Raw genomic sequence first — 22,796 nt, forward strand, 5'->3', positions numbered from 1 at the left:
AAGGTTCCCTTTCTCTCGCAGATTAATTTTTTCAATTATACACTATTTTTATGTTGTTTTCAGCTTATTTTCCTTGTAAATCCTTTAATCTTAAAGAATTTGTATACTCTGTGACTTTTTTTGCTTCTTGTAAATGATACGTAAACTGGGCCATTTTAGCAAAATCCTGAGCGACGACGTCAAAAAAGGCTTGTGTCTTTATTAAGCTGTTCCAACAAGCTTCTTTACTAGAAAAATCCAGCAACGATGCTAATTGATCCATCGTGTCAGGAGTGACATAATTTCTCAGATACTTAAATTGTTTCCCAACAGAAATTGGCTTCGGTTCCTGCCAAGCCGCTTGCCAAGAAAGCAAGCGCAACAGTTCCTGCTGACAATATTCATAGAGATGTGTGACAGCGTAAAATAGTTCATTCCGACAAAGTCCCTTAACTACATACGTACTAACCCACCAAAATTCATTGCAACAATCGTTAAACTGCTGCTGATTCGGAACTGTTACTGTATAATTTTTATCAGATGCTACAGGTAAAGGTGGCAAACTTTCATCTTTGTCTAACAAGATAATTGCTAAAGAATCGCCTTCATGCCAATTATCTTTTTCTGCGAGAGGACACAACGTTAAATCGATACGTTGGCCATCTTCAAATAACATTAAAAATGTTTCCCGCGTCTTCGGTTCTGTGGGAAATAAGGTCATTTCCTTGGGACGTTGCATAATTAATGGTTGTCCAAATTTTGCTATCCACGTTGCTGTTTCAAAAAACTCAGCACATGGTTCTACAATATAAACAATGTCGAAATCTTGAAAACTATCTTTTGGCGCTTTCACATTCGTGCGAGAACCCACCATTCCCACAGCTCGAATGTGTTCTTCTTGTTTTGCTACATCCATAATAAGTTGAAACATTTCTTCTTCTGTACGCATGCATTCGCTCCCTCTCTTCAAAAGTTTCTATTAAAACATAGATTTTTTTATAAGTCTTTTGTTTTCTATCGCTTTTTCTATGGTACTTCGTATACACTAACATTACAAGGAGGGATGTTTCATGCATTGGTTAAAAATAACAAGTTTATCCATTGTCAGTTTTGGCTTTTGTATTCTTTTGATTTTAGGTCTACTTATTTTTACTGGCAAAAATACGCAACCCACCGATAAACCAGATGCTATTTTAATTTTAGGGGCCCGTGTTTTAGGGACGTCTAAAGAAAACGCACTGCCCAGCCGTGTTTTGCAAGCTCGGTTAGATGTGGCTATCCCCTATATTAAACAACACCCCGAGACACCCGTTATTGTTAGCGGAGGACAAGGAGCAGATGAGCCGGCTACGGAAGCCGCGGTTATGAAACAATACTTGCTAAATAAAGGTGTTCCAGAAAAACAGATTCTCTTAGAAAATCGTGCCACACGCACCAAAGAAAATATTGTCAATTCACAAAAACTCCTTTCTTTTAAACGGCTAGTGATTGTTACTAGTGACTTTCACATGTACCGCTCGCAACTTTTAGCCAAGCGAGCAGGCATCTCAAATGTTTCAGGCATCACTGCGGCTTCTTCTTTTCCAAAAGATATCAAAAATTTTGGTCGAGAGCTGCTTTCTTTAGGCTATGCCTTACTCTTTGATTGGTAAAAGAGCGTCCTTCGCAAGACCATTTTGCGAAGGACGCTTTTTTATTCTGTGGATTTGCTCACTTTTGTTCTCTTCTTCTTGTGTTTAAATTATAAAAATGATAACATAACTTTGTTAGCGCTTACAAATAATATTTATTTTATAGGAGGAGAAAGTTATGGGGCATCAATTGAGCACTCATTTTTTTAACAAGAAAACAGGGATTATTTCAACTTTTTTAAGTTTGATACTTTTAGTCGGCGGGTTACTGTTTGCACTACCTGCATTTGAAGTACAAGCAGCATCAACTGTTACACCTAAAACAGTCATGTATGTAGAAGTAAATAACCACGATTTTAACAATGTGGGAAAATATACTTTAGCTGGAACCAATCAACCTGCTTTTGATATGGGGATTATTTTTGCAGCCAATATTAATTATGATACGGTCAATAAAAAACCTTACTTATATCTAAATGAACGGGTCCAACAAACTTTAAACGAAGCTGAAACACAAATTCGTCCAGTTCAAGCACGCGGCACTAAAGTCCTATTGTCTATTTTAGGCAACCATGAAGGTGCTGGCTTTGCTAACTTCCCAACTTACGAAAGTGCGGATGCCTTTGCAGCTCAATTAGAACAAGTCGTTAATACGTATCATTTAGATGGTATTGATTTTGATGATGAGTATGCTGAATACGGAAAAAATGGGACACCTCAACCAAATAATTCTTCGTTCATTTGGTTACTTCAAGCCTTAAGAAATCGCTTAGGCAATGATAAATTAATTACTTTTTATAATATTGGACCAGCGGCTGCGAACTCTTCAGCTAATCCTCAAATGAGTTCTTTAATTGATTATGCTTGGAACCCTTATTATAGTACCTGGAATCCGCCACAAATTACGGGGATGCCTGCTTCTCGTTTAGGTGCTTCTGCCGTTGAAGTTGGTGTCAATCAAAATCTAGCTGCGCAATATGCTAAACGTACAAAAGCGGAGCAATATGGTATCTATCTAATGTATAACCTCCCAGGAAAAGATTCATCTGCGTATATCTCGGCGGCGACACAAGAACTTTATGGTCGAAAAACGAACTATTCACCAACTGTTCCAACACCTTAATTATTATCTCGTGTCTACAAGCGCCAACATGTAAAGAGTTAAAAGCCAGCTTACTACAAGCTGGCTTTTTGGTATCTTGAGCGAATAGTTTTACACAAAAAAAGACCCGCCCTTTGGGTAAGGACGGGAAAGGAGTTAAAAATGAAAAAGTGTTTTGTGTTGTTAAGGTTGTTTGTTGATATGCTTATATCTTACAAACTAAATGTGAAGATTTTGTGATCATTTCATTCTTATTTTGCTACTTTTATAGGAATTAAATAGATTGCCACGAGACTATCTTTAGTTGCCTCGTGCATCCGTTATTCTGACTGCTCCTTGTGGTGATACTCTGTAAAAACCGACAGTCCCTGTCCCTCCATTTGCAACCATCTGTTTCGATTGGGCTCTAAAAAAGAAGTCATTTCCATTCATACCCAAAAATCCAAGGTTCGTATCATTATTTTCTGCATCAGTCAATGTCTTTCTAATATATGTCTCTGCTTTTTCTTGTGTATCGATGATTTTTGCCTCTTCATTTTGGTCTTGATTTTCCTCTTCAGAAGAACGATAGTAATACTCTTCCGCAGGATAATTTCCACTATCTTGAGTAATTAACAATCGTGGTTTCGTCTTATCCGATTGGTCGCCGTTAGGATTTTCAACACCAATTTTATATAATAATAACGCAGCACCAGTAGGCCCCCACCTAATACTTAAGCTTGTAATTGGTCGCGACTCATCAGTAGGTGAATCCTTCGTAATCATTCCTCCGGTATTTGTACTACCATCAGGATGAATGATCAAACTCTCTCCTTTACCATTTTTCCATGTTCCAACTAAAGTAGTAAAATCGCCAGCATTAATCGCTGTAGTATCTAAATCAGCTGTGGTTAGCTGACTGTTGTTTTCATCAGCTGCAGACTCTTCACTTTTCACTGATTCGTTAGACTCGATACTGCTACTCGCTTGTTCATTTGTCTTATCAATTGTTTCACTCGTTTTTTCATTCGTCTCTTCAACTTTAGAGGATGCCTCCGTTGAAGCGGTTACTTTCTTTTCTTTTGGTTCCCGACAAGCAGTTAATGATAAAGCCGCTAGCCCGACAAAAAACGCTAGCATTCCCTTTTTCACGCCTATTCACCCCGTTCAATGATCTATCTTACTAGACTATTGTACTATTAATTCAACTGTTTAGACAAATATTTATGGAACAGACAAAAGTTAATCCTGTCATTGAATGCTTTGTGTCACATGGACCTATCAATCAACTTTCTTTTTTCTATGTATTATATAAAAAAAGTGAGCCATCAGTCAAAATGACCGATGGCTCACTTTCTAAATCTTAAAACAAACGAACAAATGGATTATTCAGGTAAATCTACATTATGATGGACTTTTTGAACATCTTCTAAATCTTCTAAAACGTCTAACATTTTTTCAAAATTCGCTAAATCGTCGCCTTCTAATGTTACTTCGTTTTGTGGAACCATTTCTAACTCAGTAACCGTGAATTCTTCAATGCCTTTTTCTTTTAACGCTTCTTGTGCATGGTGGAAATCTTCTGGTTCTGTGTAAACGATAATTTGACCGTCTTCTTCAACAACATCGCGAACATCAATGTCTTTTTCCATTAAGTATTCTAAAATTTCATCCGCATCGTCACCAGCAAAGCCAATGATACCTGTATTATCAAACATGTAGGAAACAGCACCGCTGACACCCATGTTTCCGCCGTTTTTACCAAATGCGGCCCGCACATCTGCTGCTGTTCGGTTCACGTTGTTTGTTAAAGCATCAACAATGACCATTGAACCATTTGGCCCAAATCCTTCATAGCGTAATTCAGAATATTGTTCATCTGCTGAACCTTTTGCTTTTTCAATAGCGCGATCAATAATATGTTTTGGTACATTGTATGTTTTGGCGCGTTCGATTACAAACCGTAATTTTTGGTTTGCATGAGGATCAGGGTCTCCTGACTTCGCTGCTACGTAAATTTCAATCCCGAATTTTGCATAAACACGGCTATTGTTTGCGTCTTTGGCAGCTTTTTTCTCTTTAATATTTGCCCATTTACGGCCCATATTCTCACTTCGCTTTCTCTGATTTGTTGTTAGTATCTTATCCCTTGTTTATTATACTGGGGAAACTGATTTTTGTTAAGTATTTTTTAGGTATCTGGCGAAAATCGTAAGGGAAACCGACCAAAATTTTGTTCTTTTAAAGAAGAATCTCCCATCTGGTATAGTTGATTGGCGCGAATATCTAACGAAAGCATTGCGCGGTTTTCTTTAGATACTTTGGAAATTACCGGCAATTGAATCTGTGCTTTGGTTTCTTTTAGATAAGCTTGTCCCTTTGGCGTAAATCCTAGCACATGGAGATAACTGTTTTGCCAAACAGTTTCAACTTCTTCTTTGGTCATATTTAACAATATATAAGTTGCTAATCGTTGCAATCTTGTCCAAGTATAACGCTTCGTTTTCATACGTTCCATTAATTCGTGAAAAGAACCTGCTGCTTGGATTTGATCTTTTAGTCGATATTCAAGTCCTTCCGTCATTTGGTAAATGGATTGTAACTCTTCTAACGAGGATTGAACAATTTTATACTTTAGAAAGGGCCAGTAGTTTTCCCATGAAATCATTGCCTGTGTTTGTAAATGTTGTGCGGTTATAGAAGGAACCGTTGGCAGTACTTGCGTTATTTCTTGTTGAAAAACACTTTGCCTAATCGCCGTGGCGCTAGCAACTTTCCCAGAAATCGTTGCATCATGAAAGCCCGCTTGTTTTCTAGCAATTGGGTAGAGCGTCATCGGGGTTGGATACGTGGCATTTTCCTTTGCATAACTCATCCCCAAAATATGATTAGGCGAAGAAAAATCAAACCTGCTTTCAGGATATACTTGACGAAAAACAGCAGTCATTTTTTGTGGATAACTCAATTGTTTGTCTGTCAATGCGTGGAACGTTTGATCAATTAAGGATTGATTTTCTTGGACAAACTGGCCGAAAGCCGCATAATCAATTGCGCTTGTACTATCTGTTCCAAAACATAAGCTCTCACATTGCAACGCCTGCAATAACTTTATACCGCCTTTGGCAAAGTAATCCGCAGACTGTACCGACCAAGCTGTCGGCAATTCAATGACTAAATCCACACCATTTTGCAAAGCTTCTTCTGCTCTGGCCCACTTATCTAGTAAGGCTGGTTCTCCTCTTTGTAAAAAATTTCCACTCATTATAGCAATCACTACTTCAGCTCCGCTTTGTTGGCGAGCTTGTTGGGCATGATAGCGATGTCCATTATGAAAGGGATTATATTCCACGATAATGCCACAGGCTTTCACTCTAGCCACCTCCGTTATAAAAAAATGGACTTATCAGCAAAGAGACAAACGTTTTTAAGCGCTGTCCCAAGCTCATAAGCCAAATCTTATTAATCTCTTTGACAAACAAAGAACCAGCGTTCACTTGTTTCAGTTGGTGCTTCATCTGTAAAATCTGCATAAACTTTGACGTTCATGAAACCAGCACTTTCTAACATTCGTAAATAGTTATCTAACGAATAGGTTCGTTCTTGATGCAATTCATCATACCGAACAAAGTGCTCATCTGTTTCCTGTTCTTTCACAAAAAATGTTAAGAAATGTTCGATGCTGTGTTCTTTTTCACCAGCGTAACTATCCCATAGAAAAGCAAATTCTTCTGTTTGATAATGATAGCTATATTCTGGAAAAACTGAATCAATTTTGTAAGTAGAATGAACATCAAAAATGAACGTTCCTTCCTCTTCTAACGCTTGATAAACTTCATCGAACACTTGTTGTACTTCTTGGCGATTAGCCATATAGCACAGTGAATCAGAAAAACAAGTGATGGCTTGGTATTGTCCCACTTCAGATAAATCTAGCATATTTCCCTGAACAAATTGAACTGGCACTTCTTCTTCAAAGGCCCGTTCACTAGCAATCATCAACATTTCTTCTGATAAGTCTAAGGCCGTCACATCGTAACCACTTTTCGCAAAATCAACTGCTAAAGCGCCTGTACCACAAGCCATTTCAAGAATTTGTTGGGTTCCTTGTGGGAGATGACGATTGGAAAAATCCAACCATTTTTGGTATAGGCTTTCGTCCATCACTTCGTCATAGACGAAAGCAAACGTTTCATAGGCCATTTTAGTCGACCCAAGCGCTTAGATCAACCATTGGGGCATCTGACCATAATTTTTCTAAATTGTAAAAGGCACGTTCTGAAGATTGGAATACATGGACAATAACATCGCCTAAATCGATTAAAATCCATTTTCCGCCTTCTTTACCTTCCACACGTTTGACTTCTACTTGATTTTTGGCTTCTTGTTCGTTAATTTCATCAACAATCGCATTGATTTGACGTTCACTATTGGCTTGGCAAATTAAAAAATAATCTGCTAATAATGAAATCTCTCTTACGTCTAATGCGACAATTTCTTCTGCTCGTTTTGAATCTGCTGCTTTGACAGCAATTTCTAAAATTTTCTGGCTATCTATGATAGTTCCCTCCTAGTAATTCTTTCTTCTTTTATTTTTGATTAACGACCCATTGATTGTAGGTCTCTAACGTTTTTGGATAAATTTTATGTTCTTGTTCAATCAAATGTAACAAGGTATGTTTCGTTTCATAAGCAACCGCTGCATCTAAGTCAACAAGGGCAATTTCACGGGCTTCTTTCACACCTGGAAAATCACGTCCTGGTTCAATGTAATCTGCGACATAAATAATTTTATCTAGCAAGCTCATCTTAGCAGCCCCAGTTGTATGCACACGAATTGCCTGCAAGATTTCTTCGTCATCAATGGCTAATTCCCGTTGAACAATATCCGCCCCAACTAAGCCATGCCAAATTTCATTGCCATAGTTTAATAAAGCCAAATCAAAACCATCTCGGCGAATAATCAACTCGAATTCATCGTTTGGACGTTCTTTGGCGTAATCATGCGTCAAAGCAGCAATACTGGCTTTCGCTTCATCGGCACCATATTTCGCTGCCAAGGCCACAGCTGTTTCCTCGACTCCTAACACATGGCGAAAACGGCGTTCACTCATTTGCATTTGAACTTTTTGCATTAATAATTCACGTTGTGCAGCATCATAATTTGTTATCCAGCTCATCTTGATACAGTCCCTTCTCTTGAATATAGTTTATCACATTCTCTGGAAGAAGATAGCGTGTTGAGCAACCACTTTTGACTTTTTGTCTAATCAAAGTGGAACTAATCGCCATCTGCGGAACATCGACCCAAATAATTGGATAGGTAGATTCCGTTGGATAATTAGGACGCCGAATGCCGACAAATTGAACTAAATGGAGTAAGTCATCAATCCGATGCCATTTGGGCAAGTATTCCACCATATCTCCACCAATTATAAAATAATAATCAGTATCTGGATTGGCTTCTTTTAAAGCTTTCATCGTATCATACGTGTAACTTTTGCCTTTGCGAATTAACTCAATTGGCTCAATATCTAAGCAGGGATTATCAGCCACTGCTAGTTCTAACATCGCTAACCGATGTTCACTGCTAATTGTTTTCTTTTCGTCTACATGTGGTGGTAAGTACGTAGGCATTAAGTAAACTTTGTCCAAACCTAGTTGATTTTGAACTTGATCGGCCATGACAAGATGTGCTAAATGAACGGGATTAAAATTACCACCTAACAAGCCGACTTGCTTTCTTGTTTGAAAACGTAACGGTTCCTCTTGCAAGAGAACGTCCGCTCCTTGACGCGCTTGTCTTTTTTCTCCCATTGTTCATCCCTCCAATATTAAATCTCTTTGACTGCTGCTGAAATTTTTTGATATTTTTCTTTACTTGATGGCTTGAATAAGACCAACACGCGACCAATAATTTGTACCACATCGCAATGAATGGCTGCTGTTAGTTCTTCTGCAACTTCTTCTGCTACTTCATCTGTATTTTGTAATAACGTAATTTTAATCAGTTCACGTTTTTCCAACGCTTCATCAATTTGTGTAATCATTGCGTCATTCAAACCACCTTTGCCTACTTGAAAAATAGGTTGTAAATGGTGTGCCTGACTACGTAAATAACGTTTTTGTTTTCCTCTAAGTTTCAAATTGTTTGCCTTCTCTCTAAAATTTAAATTAATGCTTTTCTACGTAAAACATCGACACCTTTAGGCGCCCAACCAGCGACTACACCAGGTTCTGTGACAGTAATCCAACCTAGACCAGCAAACACAATATCCGTTTTTTCTTTCACGGAAAATTCAAAGCGCACTAATTCAGGAAACTCAGCGACTTCATCGGCACGTGGAGGCTGCAATAAGCCACCAACATGTTTTTCATAAAAAGCATCGGCGGTTGCTGTTTTTGTTCGGTGTAATTTTAAGTCATTGGAAACGTAGGCAATGAAGGAACTTTTAGCACCTTGGACATAATCAAAGCGAGCCAAGCCACCTAAAAACAAGGTTTGTTCAGCATTTAATTGGTAAACTTTCGGTTTGATTTCTTTTTGCGGTGCAATAATTTTCAAGTCTTTTTTACCTAGGTAATGTGCCATTTGATGACGGTGAATAATTCCGGGCGTATCGATTAAGAAGTGGCCATCGTCTAATGGAATTTCAATTTTATCTAGCGTTGTTCCAGGAAATTGTGATGTCGTAATCACATCTTGAACACCCACTGTTTGTTGAATGATTTGATTGATTAATGTTGATTTTCCAACATTGGTCACACCTACGACATAAACGTCTCGGCCTTCACGATATTTTTCGATCGTATCTAATAACTCTTGCATTTCTTGTGGTTTCTTGCCACTTGTTAGTAAAACATCAACAGGGCGTAATCCTGCTTCATGGGCCCGTTCTCTCATCCATTGAACCATTTTAGGTTTTTTTAATGATTTAGGCAAAATATCCACTTTATTGCCAACTAATAACACAGGATTATCTCCGATAAAACGATGTAGTCCTGGAATAAGAGAGCCATTAAAGTCAAAAATATCCACTACGTTCACAATCAGTGCATCTTCTGTTCCTAAACCATTCAATAAACGTAAAAAGTCATCATCTGTTAATTGGACATCTTGAATGTCATTATAATGTCTTAAGCGAAAACAACGTTGGCAATAAACTTCCCCTGTTTCCATTCCTTTTTCGAAAGCTGTTTTTGGTGTATAGCCTAATTCATGAGGATTTTCCGTTTGGATAATCGCACCACAGCCAATACAATGAATTGCCTCTGTCATTCTAATCCGCCTCTCCATGTCATTTCTGGATGTTTTTTTGATAAGTATTTCATAATTTTCCGTTCAAAGAACCGATTGATTCTAGTATTCCAGCCATCTGTATCGACAATCGGTTGAACTAAAACATTGCGTATACCCGCTGCGTTAGCTCCCCGAATATCTGTCATAATCTGATCGCCGACCATTAACATTTCAGATGGCTTCAAGCCTAATTTTTTTTCTGCTAATTTGAAGCCACGTGCGGTTGGTTTCAAGGCACGTGCTACATAATCTAAGTCAAACTTTTCAACAACGCGTTTAATCCGGCTGTCTTTGTTATTTGAAACAACGAGGACAGTAATTCCTGCATTTTTCATTTCTAATAACCAAGTTTTTAATTCTTCTGTTCCATCGGGATTATTCCAAGCAATTAACGTATTATCTAAGTCAGTTAGTACTGCCTTAATCCCTAGTTTTTTTAATTGTGCGGGGGTAATTTTATAAATCGCATCAATCATCCATGTCGGTTTATATTTTGAAAACATCGTGACTCCTCTCACTGACACTATGTAGTTTCTTCGATTTTAAGAGACTGAAACATAACTAAACAATTATGCTTCAGTCTCTACCTATTGTATTATACTGCATTTTACTGAAAATTTCTATAAAGGACGGTCGTTCCTTGTAAAAGAACAAGTAAAATAAAAGAAAAAATAAAAAAAAGCCACCCATCAACCCCTGAAAAGTTCGTTGATGAGTAGTAACTTCTAATATTTGCGAAAACGTTGGTATCTTTTTTCTAGTAACGTTTCCGTATCTAATTTAGCTAATTCAGTTAATTTTGAAATGAACGCTTTTTGTAACATGCGATTAATTTTTGCTTGTTCCAGAGGCTGACCGTTCATAACTTCTGGAATTACTTTATCTACAATAGCTAATTCCTTCAGCTCTGTCGCTGTGATTTTCATCAATTCTGCTGCTTCTTTCGCACGACTGCCATCTTTCCACAAAATAGAGGCGAAACCTTCTGGCGAAAGAACCGCATAAATCGTGTGTTCCAACATCCAAACTTCATCTGCGACTGCTAAAGCTAAAGCACCGCCACTACCGCCCTCACCAATGATGACTGAAATGATTGGCACTTTCAAATCAGACATCTCTAACAGGTTTTGCGCAATGGCTTCCCCTTCTCCCCGCTCTTCGGCACCAATCCCACAATAGGCACCAGCAGTGTTCACAAAGGTAATGACTGGGCGATTAAATTTTTCCGCTTGTTTCATTAAACGTAACGCTTTGCGATACCCTTCAGGATTAGGTGAACCAAAATTACGTTCAATATTTTCTGGTAGATTTCGACCTTTTTGGATACCTACCACTGTAACTGGTTTCCCTTGCAAAGTAGCAACACCACCGACTACAGCTAAATCATCGGCAAAGTAACGATCCCCATGAAATTCTAAAAAGTCCTCAAAAATTGCTTCTATATATTCTAAAGTTGTCAAACGATCTTGGGCTCTTGCCAAGGTAACAACATCATTGGCTGTTTTCTTTTCCATGTTAGCGCCACCCTTCCAAAGAATGTAAACGTAACAAGTCGCTCAATCGTTGACGCAAAAGATTTCTTGGCACAATCTGATCTACAAAACCATGTTCTAAAAGAAACTCGGCCTTTTGAAAATCATCTGGCAACTCTTGACGAATCGTTTGTTCAATTACACGGCGGCCAGCAAAACCGATTAAACTCTGAGGCTCTGCCAAAATAATATCGCCATCCATCGCAAAACTTGCGGTAACACCGCCAGTCGTTGGATCAGTCAATACCGTAAGATACAGCAAGCCTGCTTTGTTATGCCGTTGCAAAGCGGCCGAAATTTTCGCCATTTGCATCAATGAAAAAATTCCTTCTTGCATACGGGCACCACCAGATGCAGTGAAAATCACTACTGGTAAATGCTTTTCTGTCGCCCGCTCAAACAAGCGTGTGATTTTTTCACCAACAATCGTTCCCATACTGCCCATGATAAAATTAGCGTCCATGATTCCAATTGCAACAGCTTGTCCTTCAATTGTTGCTTCTCCCGTTAAGACAGCTTCATCTAGCCCAGTTTTTTCTTGCATTTTTTCAATTTTTTCAAGATAACCAGGAAAATTTAGTGGATCTTTTGTCACTAATTCACTGTCCCAATTGTGGAAACTTTTTTCATCAACGGTTATCGCTAATCGTTCCCATGCACCAATCCGAAAACTATAGCCACAATGCGGACAGATTTTTTCTGCACCCATTTCTTTTGTATACAGTGTTCGCTTACAAGAAGGGCATTTTGCCCACATATTATCTGGAACAGAAGGCTTCTTTGATGCATCATTTGCATCAGCACGATTTGGATTAATGCGAATGTAATTTTTCTTTTTAAATAATGCCATTTGCTTACTCCTCGTATTTTAGCGGCAAGAGCACAGCTCTTGCGGCGTTCTTTCTTTAATGATTGCTTTCTGGCTCCCAATTTGGTAGAAATGTTTCTTGTAAAAAGCTTGTGTCATAGTCACCTGTCAAAACATTGTCATGTGTAATTAAATCTAATTGGAATTCGGCATTCGTAATAATACCTTCTGTTACAATTTCATTTAAAGCCCTTTGCATTTTCATCAAGGCATCAAAACGATTTTCACCATGTACGATGACTTTTGCAATCATTGAATCATAATAAGGCGGAATTGAATACCCTGAATACATAACGCTGTCTACACGCAAGCCCATTCCACCACTAGGCAACAAGAGATTTTGAATTTTACCTGGTGAAGGAGCAAAATTAAAGGCAGGATTTTCAGCGTTAATTCGGCACTCAATCGCATGCCCACTCATGATAACATCCTCTTGGGTATAGCCTAAAGGTTCACCTGAAGCAATTTCTAATTGTGCTTTGACTAAATCAATCCCTGTTACCATTTCCGTAACTGGATGTTCGACTTGGATGCGGGTATTCATTTCCATGAAATAAAAGTCGCCAGCTGGATCCATCAAAAATTCAATGGTTCCGGCATTTTCATAATGCACAGCTTGTGCCGCTCGAACGGCCGTTTCGCCTAACATCTGACGCTTTTCTTCAGAAATAGCAATCGATGGTGATTCTTCTAACACTTTTTGATTATTTCTTTGTAGTGAGCAATCACGTTCCCCTAAGTGAATCACATGCCCATATTGATCACCTAAAATTTGCACTTCGATATGACGTGCTGGATAAATAATTTTTTCTAAATACATATCATCATTACCAAATGCGGCTTTGGCTTCTTGCTGCGCTGAAGTAAAGTGTTTCGGTAACTCTTCTTTTGAAAGAACTTTTCGGATTCCTTTTCCGCCACCACCAGCAGCTGCCTTTAACATCACTGGGTAACCAATTTCTTCAGCAATCGTCAACGCTTCTTCGACAGAATCAATGACGCCATCACTCCCAGGAATAACAGGTACCTTGGCTTTTTGCATCAGTTGACGTGCGTTTATTTTATTGCCCATTGCATCAATCGTTTCTGCTTTAGGACCGATAAAAGTAATGTTACATTCTTCGCACATTGAAGCAAATTGACTATTTTCAGATAAGAAACCAAACCCTGGATGAATCGCTTCAGCATTGGTAACAATCGCTGCACTTAAAACAGCTTGAACATTTAAATAAGAATCAGTTGCTTTCGCCGGTCCAATACAAATGGCTTCATCTGCTAACTGTGTGTGTAACGCTTCTTGATCCGCTTCAGAGTAAACAGCAACTGTTTGAACGCCTAATTCGCGACAGGCACGAATAATACGAACAGCGATTTCTCCGCGGTTTGCGATTAATACTTTCGAAAACATTTTTCACCTATCCAATCATAAAGGTTAATTCAGCCTCGGCAACTTTTTTTCCATTAACTTTTGCCACACCTTTACCCATTCCAGCAGAAGCGCGGACTTTTAAAAGTTCAACCTCTAAAATTAATGTGTCGCCTGGTGTTACCTTTTGTCTAAATTTTGCTTTATCTAATCCACCAAAGTATGCCGTTTTCCCTTTGAATTCAGGCATTGAAAGTAATGCCACGGCGCCTGCTTGAGCCAACGATTCAATAATTAAAACTCCTGGCAAAACAGGATTCCCAGGAAAATGACCTTGAAAAACTTGCTCATTAACCGTTACATTCTTTTTCGCTACAACGCGTTCCCCGGGAATGACTTCTTCAACACTATCTAATAATAAAAAGGGATAGCGATGTGGTAAAATTTCTTGAATTTCTGTAATTGTTAATTTCATGTTTTATTCTCCTTTAGCAACTCGGAATAGCGGCTGACCAAATTCAACCACATCTTCATTGTTGACTAATATTTCAGTAATCACACCGTCAACTGTCGCCGTAATTTCATTCATTAATTTCATCGCTTCAACGATACACACAACGTCACCCGTTTTAACAGTGTCTCCTACTTTGACAAAGTTCTCTTTATCTGGTGCTGGTTGTAAATAAACGATTCCTACAATAGGTGACGTAATTTCTTCTGTCTTTTCATTGGCTGTCGGTGTATTAGTTGGCGTTTCTTCAACGACAGAAACTGTTTCAACAGGCACTGACACACCACTAGCGGCTACTGGTGTTTCTTGTGGTTGCGCCACTGGTTCTACGGCACTTCGCCCAGAAACTGTATTTTTATTCATATATAATTCAAACGAGCCTTCTCGTAAATCAAATTCGGTTAAAGTTGATTGATCAAATTGTGTTAATAGTGCTTTTACTTCTTCTAACTGCATGTTAATCCTCCCAGCGTTTTAAGCAAATAACTGCATTGTGGCCACCAAAGCCTAGCGAGTTACTTAAAGCATAATCAAATTTATGCTCTTTGCTTTCGTTTAAAACAACGTTCACCGTAATTGCTTCATCTTGATTTTCCACATTAATGGTTGGCGGAATAAATTGATGTTGTAAAGCATTTAGGGTAGCAATTCCTTCAATTCCACCAGCGGCGCCTAAGAGATGTCCCGTCATACTCTTTGTACTACTTACATACGCCGTTTTTGCGGCATCACCTAAAGCCAATTCAATTGCTTTAGATTCTGCACTGTCATTGGCTTGTGTGCTTGTTCCATGGGCGTTAATATAGCCAATTTTTTCTGGAGAAATCCCCGCTTCTTCCATTGCTAGTACCATGGCTTTCGCTGCGCCGCTCCCATCTGGTGTTGGTGATGTCATATGATAGGCATCGCAATTAGCACCATAGCCAACCACTTCACCTAAAATAGTTGCGCCTCGTTCTAGAGCATGATCTAATGATTCTAAAATAAAGACACCCGCTCCTTCTCCCATCACAAATCCACTACGTTCTTTATCAAAGGGAATTGAGGCTTTTTCTGGATCAGTCGCCTTTGTTAAAGCGGTCAAGGAAGCAAATCCTGAAATACCGATTTCTGTAATAGGCGCTTCTGCTCCACCAGCAATAATGACATCGGAGTAGCCATGTTTGATATTGCGGAACGCTTCCCCAATTGAATGAGTTGCACTAGCACAAGCTGTCACTGTTGAAGTACAAATTCCTTTGGCACCAACACGTAAAGCAATATTTCCCGCCACCATGTTTCCAATCGCCATTGGAATAAATAACGGTGCCACACGTTCAGGTCCTTTGTCGTGCATCCGAATTACTTGATTTTGAATTGTTTCCAAACCACCAATTCCGGAACCCACCATAACGCCAAACCGATCCACATCTAGTTAACTGGTATCCAAGCCACTCATAGCCATTGCTTCTAAGGCCGCATAAATGCCAAATAACGAAAACTTATCCATGCGTTTGCCATCTTTTTTAACAAAATATTTTTCCATTGGAAAGTCTTTCACTTCAGCTGCTAAGGTGACACCTGTTTCACTAACATCAAATTTACTAATCGGTCCGATACCATTTTTCCCTGTTTTCAAACTTTCTAAAAAAGTCTCAGGTTCATTGCCAATCGGCGAGGTGACACCGTAACCGGTAATAACTACTCGATTCATCCTTTTGACTCCTTTCGTTTATCCGTGCATGACTAAGCCGCCATCGACATTCACGACTTGCCCAGTAATATAGGGACTTTTAGCTAAGAAAATCGCTGTAGCTGCGACATCTTCGACTTGCCCAAACGTTTGTAAGGGAATTTGCGCATTCATTTGTGTTTTAACTTTTTCCGATAAAACATCCGTCATTTCTGTTTGGATAAACCCTGGTGCAATCGCATTGCAGGTAATACCGCGCGGCGCAACTTCTCGTGCCACCGATTTAGTAAAACCAACGACACCGGCTTTACTCGCAGCGTAGTTTGCTTGACCAACATTTCCCATTAAACCAGAAACGCTAGCCATATTAATAATCCGACCACTTCGTTGTTTCATCATACGTTTAACCGCTTGCTGGGTCATGTTAAAAGTTCCTACCAAGTTAATATCTAAACAGGCATTAAAATCCTCTTTTGTCATTCGTAATAATAATTTGTCATTCGTAATCCCAGCGTTATTCACCAGAATATCAATCGAGCCTAATTGGTCAACTGTTGCTTGAATCATCTCACCTGCCGCATCAAAATCGGAAATATCTCCAGAAAGGCCAATACATTTTACCCCAAAGGCTTCAATTTCTTGTCGTTGTTCTGGCGTAATCTCACTCCGACCGTTTAAGACAATATTGGCGCCCTCTTTCGCAAAAGCTAACGCAACTGCTTTACCAATCCCACGAGTGCTTCCAGTAATAAATACGTTTTTTCCTGTTAATTCCATTTTTTACCTCCCAGTAAGCGCTGTTAACGTTTCTGTTAATGTTGCAACATCTTCCACACGGTGCATTTCAATTGTTTTGTCAATTTTTTTAACAAAACCAGTTAATGTTTTCCCTGGACCAACTTCAATCATCGTTCCTACGTTCATAGCCTTCATCGTTTCGATACTGTCTTCAAAACGTACCGCAGACATGACTTGCTTTTCCAATAACGCTTGAATTGCCTCTTGGGGCATAATTTCGGCAGTCGTATTACTAATGACAGGAATTTGCATCGTTTGAAAGTTCAATTTTGCTAAATCCTGAGCCAATTTTTTTGATGCTGGTTGTAACAGCGCCGTATGGAAAGGGCCACTCACATTTAACGGAATCATTCGCTTCACACCAGCTTCTTTGAGAAGTGTCATCGCTTGATCAACAGCAGCAACCTCACCACCAATCACGATTTGTTGTGGTGTATTATAATTTGCTGGAGCCACAATTCCGAAAGCACTGGCTTCTTGGCAGGCTTTCTCAATTACTTCACGCTCAGCATTCATAACAGCAACCATTTTGCCAGTTCCTTGTGGTGCTGCTTCTGTCATGTACTGACCGCGCTTTTGGACCAAGGCCACTGCTTCTGAAAAGCGCAAAGCCCCGCTGGCAACCAAAGCACTGTATTCCCCTAAGCTTAAACCCGCTACGACATCAGGCGTTAGTCCTTTTTGTTGCAAAAGACGGTAAAATGCGACACTGACTGTTAAAATAGCAGGTTGCGTATATTCTGTTTCATTTAAACGTTCATTTTCAGTAAAACAAAGTTCTGCCATCTCATAACCTAAGATATGACTTGTTTCATCGAAAGTTTCCCGAACAATCGCTTCTTGGTGATATAATTCTTCACCCATCCCTTGATACTGGGCTCCTTGTCCACTAAATAAAATCGCTGTTTTCATACGACACCTCATTTTTTGTTAAAATTATTCACTTAGCCCCAACGCTGATTCATCTTATGTACAATCGCTTTGCATTCAGACATGAGTGAATCAATGATTTCTTGGGCTGTTTCTTCTTTTTTTATTAACCCGGCAATTTGTCCCGCCATGACGGAACCGTAATCCATATCCCCGTCAACGACAGCTTTGCGCAAAGCGCCCTGACCAATTTTTTCAAACATTTCTAAATCAGGCACTTCTTTTTGGAGTTCTTGCTTTTCTAATTGATTATATTGAGCGGTTAATTTATTTTTTAAAGTACGCACTGGATGGCCAAAATGTTGACAGGTAATTACTGCATCTAAATCACGTGCCTTTAAAACTTTCTGTTTATAATCTGGATGAACGTTGCATTCTTTGGCAATTAAAAAACGTGTGCCTAACTGGACTGCTTCAGCACCTAACATAAAGGCCGCAGCCATACCACGACCATCACCAATCCCACCTGCTGCAATCACAGGAATTGACACAGCGTCAACGATTTGCGGTAAGCCACTCATAGTGGTTAACTTGCCAATATGTCCACCAGCTTCCATTCCTTCAAAAATGACAGCATCGGCACCAATTTTTTCCATTCTTTTTGCTAAAGCAACTGAAGGAACTACTGGGATTACTTTAATGTTATGTTCTTTAAAACGAGCCATGTATTTGGCTGGATTGCCTGCACCTGTCGTTACGACAGGAACCTGTTCTTCACAAACCAAATCGACAATTTCATCGGCAAAAGGTGAAAGTAACATAATATTGACACCAAAGGGTTGCTCCGTTAATTCTTTAACTTTTTTAATTTCTTTTTTTACGACTTCTTTTGGGGCATTGCCGCCAGCAATAATCCCTAATCCACCAGCGTTTGACACGGCACTTGCTAATGAAGCATCGGCTACCCAAGCCATACCGCCTTGAAAAATGGGATAATTGATTCCAAGCAACTCACATAACTCTTGATTCATTGATTTTATACGTCCTTTAGTTCTAAGATAAGTACACTTCATTCAAGTAAAAAAGGATTTTTACGGCTTATTTACTTGTTTTTTTAGGGACTGGGTCATTTAGCAATTAAATGTCCCAGCCCCCTATTTTCATGTATTAGTTTGCTTGTTGTTTTTCTACATATGTTACTAAATCTTGAACGGTTTGGATGCCATCTTCTGTTTCGATTTTCACATCAAATTCATCTTCGATTTCGTTAATGATTTGGAATAAATCTAAGCTGTCCGCGTCTAATTCTTCTTGAATGTTTGTAGTTAATTGTACCTCTTCAGCATCTTTTCCTAATTCTTCTACGATAATTGCTTGAATTTTTTCAAATACCATGTGTATATTCCTCCAAAATAGTCATTTTCTTCATTTATATGTGAACAGTTTTTTACAGCGTTAGGAGCAGTGAGCCCCATGTTAAGCCGCCGCCAAATCCTGTTAGCACCACGCGTTGTTGGGAACCTAAAATTAAGGTCCCATTTTCAACTGCTTCATCCAACAAAATAGGAATACTAGCAGCTGAGGTATTGCCATATTTATCCATATTCGTTAAAAACTTCTCGCGGGAAATCTTCGTCTTACGTGCAATTTTATCGATAATGCGCACATTTGCTTGATGTAGTAGAAGATAATCCACGGTTTCGTCCGTCACGAGGGATAAAATATTTTGTGAAACATCTTTAATCGCAAAATCAAAAATACTACGTCCTTCCATCTGTAGCGTCTTACTAGCCTGCTCATGCCCCTGATAAAAAGGACTTTCGTTGATCGTGTAGCCTGACGTTAAAGCCGCCCACCGTTGTCCATCTGCTTGTAATTTTTCATCTAGAAAATGCGGTGTCTCAGCCGCTTCAATCAAGACGCCGGCAGCCCCATCACCGAAAAGCACCGCTGTGGAACGATCGGTCCAATCCAACATTTTGGAAAATGTTTCGCCACCAATTACTAGACCTGTTTGATAACGACCACTTAAGACTAGTTTTTCTGCCATGCTTAAGGCATAGACAAAACCAGAACACGCTGCACTGATGTCAAAAGCAAAAGCCTCAGTAGCGCCAATTGCGCCTTGCACTTGGCAAGCAACAGAAGGCATATTGAAATCTGGTGTCACTGTTGCAACTAAAATAAAGTCAATCTCACTTGCTTGCTTTCCAGATTTTTCCAATAACTGTTTTGCGACTTGATGACATAAATCAGACGTATTTTCTTGCGTAACGATGCGACGTTCACTAATGCCTGTTCGCGAATGTATCCATTCATCAGAGGTATCCATCATTTCACTCAGTTGGTGATTCGTGACACAATTCTCTGGAACATAACGGCTTGTACAACTAATTCGTGCATAATTCTTCATGGGGATCCTCACTTTTTATTTGTATTCTTGCAAGAAATCATGAAGATTTTTTAGTGCTCTTAACAGCGCTTGTTCTTCTTCTTGCTCCATGCCTTTCAAAATGTTTTTAACCATTTCACGATGAAAATGCTGATGGACTCTAAAAAGTAATTTTCCTTTTTTAGTTAAGCCAAGCTTTACTACACGTCGATCATCTTCACTACGCAAACGTTCAACATAGCCTTTTTTAACTAAGTTGTTAATCGCTACAGTAAGTGTTCCGACGGTAATTGACAGTTCCTTGGCTACTTCTGAAGACGTTTTTTTCTTGTACATACCAATTGCTTCGATTGTGTGCATCTCCGTAATGGATAAATCATTAAATTGTGATTTTTTCAATTCAGATTCTTCAATCGTTAAGATGTCATTAAAGACACTGACTAAGTAATCGTTGACTGTTTCTAAATTAGGTTCCATTCTGTGCACCATCCATATACTTTGATTATCAAAACATTTGATGTTCAAACTATATCGTAAATAAGCAAAGAATGCAAGAGAATTTTCTATATTTTTAATGAAATATTCTTCAAATATTTCAAAAAAGGCGCATTTTCAAGGGACGAGGCTTTTAAAAAAAGGATCAATTACTTTGATACCCAAACTATTTTCACAGAAAATGGAAAGAAGTGCAACTAAAAAGCATCACTGGCACTCCCCTGATTGAGAAGTGCCAGTGATTTTTGTTATATAATTCTTAAACTCCCACTAAGCTATTGCTACAACTTGACTGGATAATACGAGAAGAGAGTGAACCAGAAGCTTTGGTGCTTCTACTCCACTCCCTTATTAAAATGTAGGACGATTAATTATTGAATTAAGTCGTAAATTTCCATTGCTACAATATCGATGTTATCGAATTGATAGCTTTGGTGCGTATCAGATTCTGTTAATTCAAATGTTTCTGTTGATTTATCAAAACTTACAATACATTTCTCTACGCCTTCACGTTCAAAGCGGCGTACTTGTACTTCATTATCTGCTGCTTCGATCATTGCTTCCAGTCTCTTAATAATCGCCACAAGTTGTGAATGTTTCATCAGTGGGCCTCCTTTTGCAAACTAGTTCTGTACCATTGTAACAAAACATTGCCTAACTTGCATGATTTTTCGTCATTTTTTTTGATTTTTTTGTTGTTCTTTAATTTTTATTCGTTGGTTGCTTGCCATCTGTCCACCAAAGCTTAATTAAGGCCTGTGTGCCATCATTTTCAAACCCTTTATCTGCAAGGCTTTCATATAATTCTGTCGCTTTTTGCGTCGCTGGCAATGGAAGGTCAAGTTTTTTTGCTTCATCTAACGCAATCTTTAAATCTTTGATAAAATGTTTAACAAAAAAGCCTGGCGTATAATCTTCTTTTAAAATACGCGGTCCATAATTACTTAATGACCAGTTCGCAGCACTACCACCACCGACTGTTTCCAGAACTTTTTCTAAAGTTAATCCTGTCGCATTTGCATAAACGAGCATTTCAGTCAACCCGGTCATTGTGCCTGCAATCATTAACTGATTCGCCATCTTAGTGTGTTGCCCTTTTCCAGCTGAGCCATGTAGCATAAACGTTTTGCCAAATGTTTTGAAAATTGGTAAGACGGTCTCATAACTTTCTTGATCGCCACCAACCATAATTGTTAAAGTACCATTTTTAGCACCTAAGTCACCACCAGAAACTGGCGCATCCAACGCATGAGCACCCACTTCTGCTGCTTTTTTGGCAATCTTTTCAGCCAAGGTCGGCGTACTTGTGGTTAAATCTACTACTATTTTACCTGTAAGATCTGCTTGAAAAATCCCTGTTTCATTAAAATACACGCCTTCAACATCTGAAGGAAAGCCAACCATTGTAAAAATGATATCACTCGCTTCCGCAATTGCTTTTGGCGTATCATACCAAACTGCTCCTTCAGCAACTAAATCATCTGTTTTACTTTTTGTTCGATTGTAAACATTGACAGATAAATTGTTTTTCATCATGTTACGAATAATTGATTTTCCCATGACACCCGTTCCAATAAAACCGATTTTAGACATAGTAGCTTCCTCCGTTCTTAAAATAAAAAACTTTCCTCCTTCAGTATAAACGAAGGAGGAAAGTTTTGCAGTTTATTTTCTTAAAGATGTAAATTTTACTTTAATTTTTTTATTGAGTCCGCATTTTCTTTTTCCATTTGAAGTTGATCAAAGTAAATCAATGTGTCTTGATAAAATTCAATCATTTTGTTGCCAAAGTTTGTAGAAGAAATTTCAAATAATTTTTCATCTAAAATAGTTTGGTCCATTTTAATATTTGCTTGTATATAGTCAATCAATGTTGTGGCAAAATCACTGTCTGTCTTAAAAGTTTTGCCTAAGCTTTCATGATCAAATAAATTATTTAAATAGGCGTTCCCTTCTGCAACACATTGAACGCCAGCGGCCATCGCTTCTGTATAAGTTAAGCCTTGTGTTTCCGACGTTGAGGCGCTGACAAAATAGTCAGCAGCTTTATAATAAATGGCGACTTCTTCATTTGGCACTTCACCCGTAAATTGAACGTATTCACTGACTTCTAGTTCTTCTGCTAATTCTTTTAAATCCTCTAGATAGGGACCATTTCCAACTATTACTAAACGAGTTTGTGGTAATTTTTCAATAACTTGTGGTAACCCTTGAATAATTGCTTGAATATTTTTTTCATAAGAAATTCGACTTAACGATAACAACATAATCTGTTGCTCTTCAATACCTAGTTGTTGACGCATT

At 38.7% G+C, this 22,796-nt stretch carries 27 protein-coding genes and 1 pseudogene (1 of these 28 running past the window's edge); 2 read left to right on the forward strand and 26 right to left on the reverse strand.

All coding sequences use genetic code 11. The annotated features are described in order from the left end of the window. Positions 1-64 precede the first annotated feature (64 nt). On the reverse strand, positions 65-928 hold the full coding sequence (locus IGJ63_RS11090) for an aminoglycoside 6-adenylyltransferase (protein ID WP_002368771.1): 864 nt from the start codon (positions 926-928) through the stop codon (positions 65-67). 121 nt (positions 929-1,049) lie between these two features. Between IGJ63_RS11090 and IGJ63_RS11095 the strand changes: the two genes are divergently transcribed. Both IGJ63_RS11095 and IGJ63_RS11100 read left to right on the forward strand, forming a co-directional pair. Next, positions 1,050-1,631 (forward strand): YdcF family protein, encoded by a 582-nt coding sequence (locus IGJ63_RS11095; RefSeq protein WP_002407950.1) that lies wholly within the window; start codon positions 1,050-1,052, stop codon positions 1,629-1,631. Between the two features lie 157 nt (positions 1,632-1,788). Continuing rightward, a complete protein-coding gene (locus IGJ63_RS11100; protein WP_010713118.1) occupies positions 1,789-2,733 on the forward strand; it encodes an endo-beta-N-acetylglucosaminidase in 945 nt (314 codons plus the stop codon). Positions 2,734-3,012: 279 nt separating this feature from the next. Here the strand turns inward: IGJ63_RS11100 and IGJ63_RS11105 are convergent, their stop codons facing one another. The 25 genes and pseudogenes from IGJ63_RS11105 to bgsB form a co-directional block, all read right to left on the reverse strand. Next, complete coding sequence (locus tag IGJ63_RS11105) at positions 3,013-3,843, reverse strand: DUF6287 domain-containing protein (RefSeq protein ID WP_438746473.1); 831 nt, start codon at positions 3,841-3,843, stop codon at positions 3,013-3,015. Between the two features lie 233 nt (positions 3,844-4,076). Continuing rightward, complete coding sequence (locus IGJ63_RS11110; RefSeq protein WP_002356305.1) at positions 4,077-4,796, reverse strand: YebC/PmpR family DNA-binding transcriptional regulator; 720 nt, start codon at positions 4,794-4,796, stop codon at positions 4,077-4,079. Positions 4,797-4,882: 86 nt separating this feature from the next. Then, positions 4,883-6,070 (reverse strand): nucleotidyltransferase, encoded by a 1,188-nt coding sequence (locus IGJ63_RS11115; protein WP_438746475.1) that lies wholly within the window; start codon positions 6,068-6,070, stop codon positions 4,883-4,885. An 80-nt stretch (positions 6,071-6,150) separates the two neighbouring features. Then, entirely contained in the window at positions 6,151-6,891 is a 741-nt protein-coding gene (locus IGJ63_RS11120) for a class I SAM-dependent DNA methyltransferase (protein ID WP_002356302.1), read from the reverse strand. A gap of 1 nt (position 6,892) precedes the next feature. Then, complete coding sequence (gene rsfS, locus IGJ63_RS11125) at positions 6,893-7,231, reverse strand: ribosome silencing factor (protein WP_033072556.1); 339 nt, start codon at positions 7,229-7,231, stop codon at positions 6,893-6,895. 46 nt (positions 7,232-7,277) lie between these two features. Beyond that, positions 7,278-7,868 (reverse strand): bis(5'-nucleosyl)-tetraphosphatase (symmetrical) YqeK, encoded by a 591-nt coding sequence (yqeK, locus tag IGJ63_RS11130; protein WP_002356300.1) that lies wholly within the window; start codon positions 7,866-7,868, stop codon positions 7,278-7,280. Next, on the reverse strand, positions 7,846-8,505 hold the full coding sequence (locus IGJ63_RS11135) for a nicotinate-nucleotide adenylyltransferase (RefSeq protein ID WP_002365150.1): 660 nt from the start codon (positions 8,503-8,505) through the stop codon (positions 7,846-7,848). The genes yqeK and IGJ63_RS11135 overlap by 23 nt, the downstream gene beginning before the upstream one ends. 17 nt (positions 8,506-8,522) lie before the next feature. Continuing rightward, positions 8,523-8,834 carry a ribosome assembly RNA-binding protein YhbY gene (gene yhbY, locus IGJ63_RS11140; RefSeq protein WP_002356298.1) on the reverse strand — a complete coding sequence of 104 codons (312 nt, stop codon included), beginning with the start codon at positions 8,832-8,834 and terminating at the stop codon, positions 8,523-8,525. 23 nt (positions 8,835-8,857) lie between these two features. Continuing rightward, the gene (gene yqeH, locus IGJ63_RS11145) at positions 8,858-9,967 is read right to left on the reverse strand and encodes a ribosome biogenesis GTPase YqeH (RefSeq protein ID WP_002387221.1); all 1,110 of its coding nucleotides are present in this window, start codon (positions 9,965-9,967) and stop codon (positions 8,858-8,860) included. Continuing rightward, the gene (locus tag IGJ63_RS11150; protein WP_002356296.1) at positions 9,964-10,491 is read right to left on the reverse strand and encodes a YqeG family HAD IIIA-type phosphatase; all 528 of its coding nucleotides are present in this window, start codon (positions 10,489-10,491) and stop codon (positions 9,964-9,966) included. The genes yqeH and IGJ63_RS11150 overlap by 4 nt, the downstream gene beginning before the upstream one ends. Positions 10,492-10,713: 222 nt before the next feature. Then, entirely contained in the window at positions 10,714-11,502 is a 789-nt protein-coding gene (locus tag IGJ63_RS11155; protein ID WP_002362363.1) for an acetyl-CoA carboxylase carboxyl transferase subunit alpha, read from the reverse strand. Position 11,503: 1 nt separating this feature from the next. Continuing rightward, on the reverse strand, positions 11,504-12,370 hold the full coding sequence (accD, locus tag IGJ63_RS11160; protein ID WP_002356293.1) for an acetyl-CoA carboxylase, carboxyltransferase subunit beta: 867 nt from the start codon (positions 12,368-12,370) through the stop codon (positions 11,504-11,506). Positions 12,371-12,425: 55 nt separating this feature from the next. Continuing rightward, on the reverse strand, positions 12,426-13,796 hold the full coding sequence (locus IGJ63_RS11165) for an acetyl-CoA carboxylase biotin carboxylase subunit (protein WP_438746477.1): 1,371 nt from the start codon (positions 13,794-13,796) through the stop codon (positions 12,426-12,428). A gap of 7 nt (positions 13,797-13,803) precedes the next feature. Further along, positions 13,804-14,229, reverse strand: a complete 426-nt coding sequence (fabZ, locus tag IGJ63_RS11170; RefSeq protein ID WP_002356286.1) for a 3-hydroxyacyl-ACP dehydratase FabZ — start codon at positions 14,227-14,229, stop codon at positions 13,804-13,806. Between the two features lie 3 nt (positions 14,230-14,232). Beyond that, positions 14,233-14,721, reverse strand: a complete 489-nt coding sequence (accB, locus tag IGJ63_RS11175) for an acetyl-CoA carboxylase biotin carboxyl carrier protein (protein ID WP_002379800.1) — start codon at positions 14,719-14,721, stop codon at positions 14,233-14,235. 1 nt (position 14,722) lies between these two features. Beyond that, a pseudogene (gene fabF, locus IGJ63_RS11180) lies at positions 14,723-15,958 on the reverse strand (beta-ketoacyl-ACP synthase II). An 18-nt stretch (positions 15,959-15,976) separates the two neighbouring features. Further along, positions 15,977-16,714: a 3-oxoacyl-[acyl-carrier-protein] reductase gene (gene fabG / locus IGJ63_RS11185; RefSeq protein ID WP_002356283.1), complete on the reverse strand. Its 738-nt coding sequence runs from the start codon at positions 16,712-16,714 to the stop codon at positions 15,977-15,979. 3 nt (positions 16,715-16,717) lie between these two features. Next, entirely contained in the window at positions 16,718-17,647 is a 930-nt protein-coding gene (gene fabD / locus IGJ63_RS11190) for an ACP S-malonyltransferase (RefSeq protein ID WP_438746479.1), read from the reverse strand. A gap of 32 nt (positions 17,648-17,679) precedes the next feature. After that, positions 17,680-18,636, reverse strand: a complete 957-nt coding sequence (gene fabK, locus IGJ63_RS11195; protein ID WP_010706865.1) for an enoyl-[acyl-carrier-protein] reductase FabK — start codon at positions 18,634-18,636, stop codon at positions 17,680-17,682. Positions 18,637-18,772: 136 nt separating this feature from the next. Then, positions 18,773-19,000: an acyl carrier protein gene (locus IGJ63_RS11200; protein ID WP_002356278.1), complete on the reverse strand. Its 228-nt coding sequence runs from the start codon at positions 18,998-19,000 to the stop codon at positions 18,773-18,775. 52 nt (positions 19,001-19,052) lie between these two features. Continuing rightward, on the reverse strand, positions 19,053-20,018 hold the full coding sequence (locus IGJ63_RS11205) for a beta-ketoacyl-ACP synthase III (protein WP_002362374.1): 966 nt from the start codon (positions 20,016-20,018) through the stop codon (positions 19,053-19,055). Positions 20,019-20,033: 15 nt separating this feature from the next. Beyond that, on the reverse strand, positions 20,034-20,474 hold the full coding sequence (fabT, locus tag IGJ63_RS11210) for a fatty acid biosynthesis transcriptional regulator FabT (RefSeq protein WP_002362455.1): 441 nt from the start codon (positions 20,472-20,474) through the stop codon (positions 20,034-20,036). A gap of 389 nt (positions 20,475-20,863) precedes the next feature. Beyond that, positions 20,864-21,094, reverse strand: coding sequence for a YkuJ family protein (locus tag IGJ63_RS11215; RefSeq protein WP_002379802.1), 231 nt, complete (start codon positions 21,092-21,094; stop codon positions 20,864-20,866). 100 nt (positions 21,095-21,194) lie between these two features. Then, positions 21,195-22,085, reverse strand: a complete 891-nt coding sequence (locus tag IGJ63_RS11220; RefSeq protein WP_002359377.1) for an NAD(P)-dependent oxidoreductase — start codon at positions 22,083-22,085, stop codon at positions 21,195-21,197. Between the two features lie 95 nt (positions 22,086-22,180). Beyond that, on the reverse strand, positions 22,181-22,796 hold the 3' portion of the coding sequence (gene bgsB, locus IGJ63_RS11225; RefSeq protein WP_438746482.1) for a cell wall glycolipid biosynthesis glucosyltransferase BgsB. 584 nt of this gene lie beyond the right edge of the window; the window shows 616 of its 1,200 coding nt (coding positions 585-1,200); its start codon lies beyond the right edge, outside the window; its stop codon occupies positions 22,181-22,183.

The sequence above is a fragment of the Enterococcus sp. DIV1375a genome, assembly GCF_051712205.1.
Taxonomy (GTDB): Bacteria; Bacillota; Bacilli; order Lactobacillales; family Enterococcaceae; genus Enterococcus; species Enterococcus faecalis.

Excerpts from the sequence above, each read along its gene's own strand:
- fabT (WP_002362455.1), bottom strand. The coding sequence starts at position 20,474 with ATGGAACCTAATTTAGAAACAGTCAACGATTACTTAGTCAGTGTCTTT.
- IGJ63_RS11135 (WP_002365150.1), bottom strand. The coding sequence starts at position 8,505 with ATGGGAGAAAAAAGACAAGCGCGTCAAGGAGCGGACGTTCTCTTGCAA.
- IGJ63_RS11110 (WP_002356305.1), bottom strand. The coding sequence starts at position 4,796 with ATGGGCCGTAAATGGGCAAATATTAAAGAGAAAAAAGCTGCCAAAGAC.
- IGJ63_RS11155 (WP_002362363.1), bottom strand. The coding sequence starts at position 11,502 with ATGGAAAAGAAAACAGCCAATGATGTTGTTACCTTGGCAAGAGCCCAA.
- IGJ63_RS11120 (WP_002356302.1), bottom strand. The coding sequence starts at position 6,891 with ATGGCCTATGAAACGTTTGCTTTCGTCTATGACGAAGTGATGGACGAA.
- IGJ63_RS11090 (WP_002368771.1), bottom strand. The coding sequence starts at position 928 with ATGCGTACAGAAGAAGAAATGTTTCAACTTATTATGGATGTAGCAAAA.
- accB (WP_002379800.1), bottom strand. The coding sequence starts at position 14,721 with ATGCAGTTAGAAGAAGTAAAAGCACTATTAACACAATTTGATCAATCA.
- IGJ63_RS11205 (WP_002362374.1), bottom strand. The coding sequence starts at position 20,018 with ATGAAGAATTATGCACGAATTAGTTGTACAAGCCGTTATGTTCCAGAG.
- IGJ63_RS11215 (WP_002379802.1), bottom strand. The coding sequence starts at position 21,094 with ATGAAACATTCACAACTTGTGGCGATTATTAAGAGACTGGAAGCAATG.
- yqeH (WP_002387221.1), bottom strand. The coding sequence starts at position 9,967 with ATGACAGAGGCAATTCATTGTATTGGCTGTGGTGCGATTATCCAAACG.
- accD (WP_002356293.1), bottom strand. The coding sequence starts at position 12,370 with ATGGCATTATTTAAAAAGAAAAATTACATTCGCATTAATCCAAATCGT.
- IGJ63_RS11220 (WP_002359377.1), bottom strand. The coding sequence starts at position 22,085 with ATGTCTAAAATCGGTTTTATTGGAACGGGTGTCATGGGAAAATCAATT.
- IGJ63_RS11100 (WP_010713118.1), top strand. The coding sequence starts at position 1,789 with ATGGGGCATCAATTGAGCACTCATTTTTTTAACAAGAAAACAGGGATT.
- IGJ63_RS11150 (WP_002356296.1), bottom strand. The coding sequence starts at position 10,491 with ATGTTTTCAAAATATAAACCGACATGGATGATTGATGCGATTTATAAA.
- fabD (WP_438746479.1), bottom strand. The coding sequence starts at position 17,647 with ATGAAAACAGCGATTTTATTTAGTGGACAAGGAGCCCAGTATCAAGGG.
- fabZ (WP_002356286.1), bottom strand. The coding sequence starts at position 14,229 with ATGAAATTAACAATTACAGAAATTCAAGAAATTTTACCACATCGCTAT.
- fabK (WP_010706865.1), bottom strand. The coding sequence starts at position 18,636 with ATGAATCAAGAGTTATGTGAGTTGCTTGGAATCAATTATCCCATTTTT.
- IGJ63_RS11095 (WP_002407950.1), top strand. The coding sequence starts at position 1,050 with ATGCATTGGTTAAAAATAACAAGTTTATCCATTGTCAGTTTTGGCTTT.
- IGJ63_RS11165 (WP_438746477.1), bottom strand. The coding sequence starts at position 13,796 with ATGTTTTCGAAAGTATTAATCGCAAACCGCGGAGAAATCGCTGTTCGT.
- IGJ63_RS11200 (WP_002356278.1), bottom strand. The coding sequence starts at position 19,000 with ATGGTATTTGAAAAAATTCAAGCAATTATCGTAGAAGAATTAGGAAAA.
- yqeK (WP_002356300.1), bottom strand. The coding sequence starts at position 7,868 with ATGAGCTGGATAACAAATTATGATGCTGCACAACGTGAATTATTAATG.
- fabG (WP_002356283.1), bottom strand. The coding sequence starts at position 16,714 with ATGGAATTAACAGGAAAAAACGTATTTATTACTGGAAGCACTCGTGGG.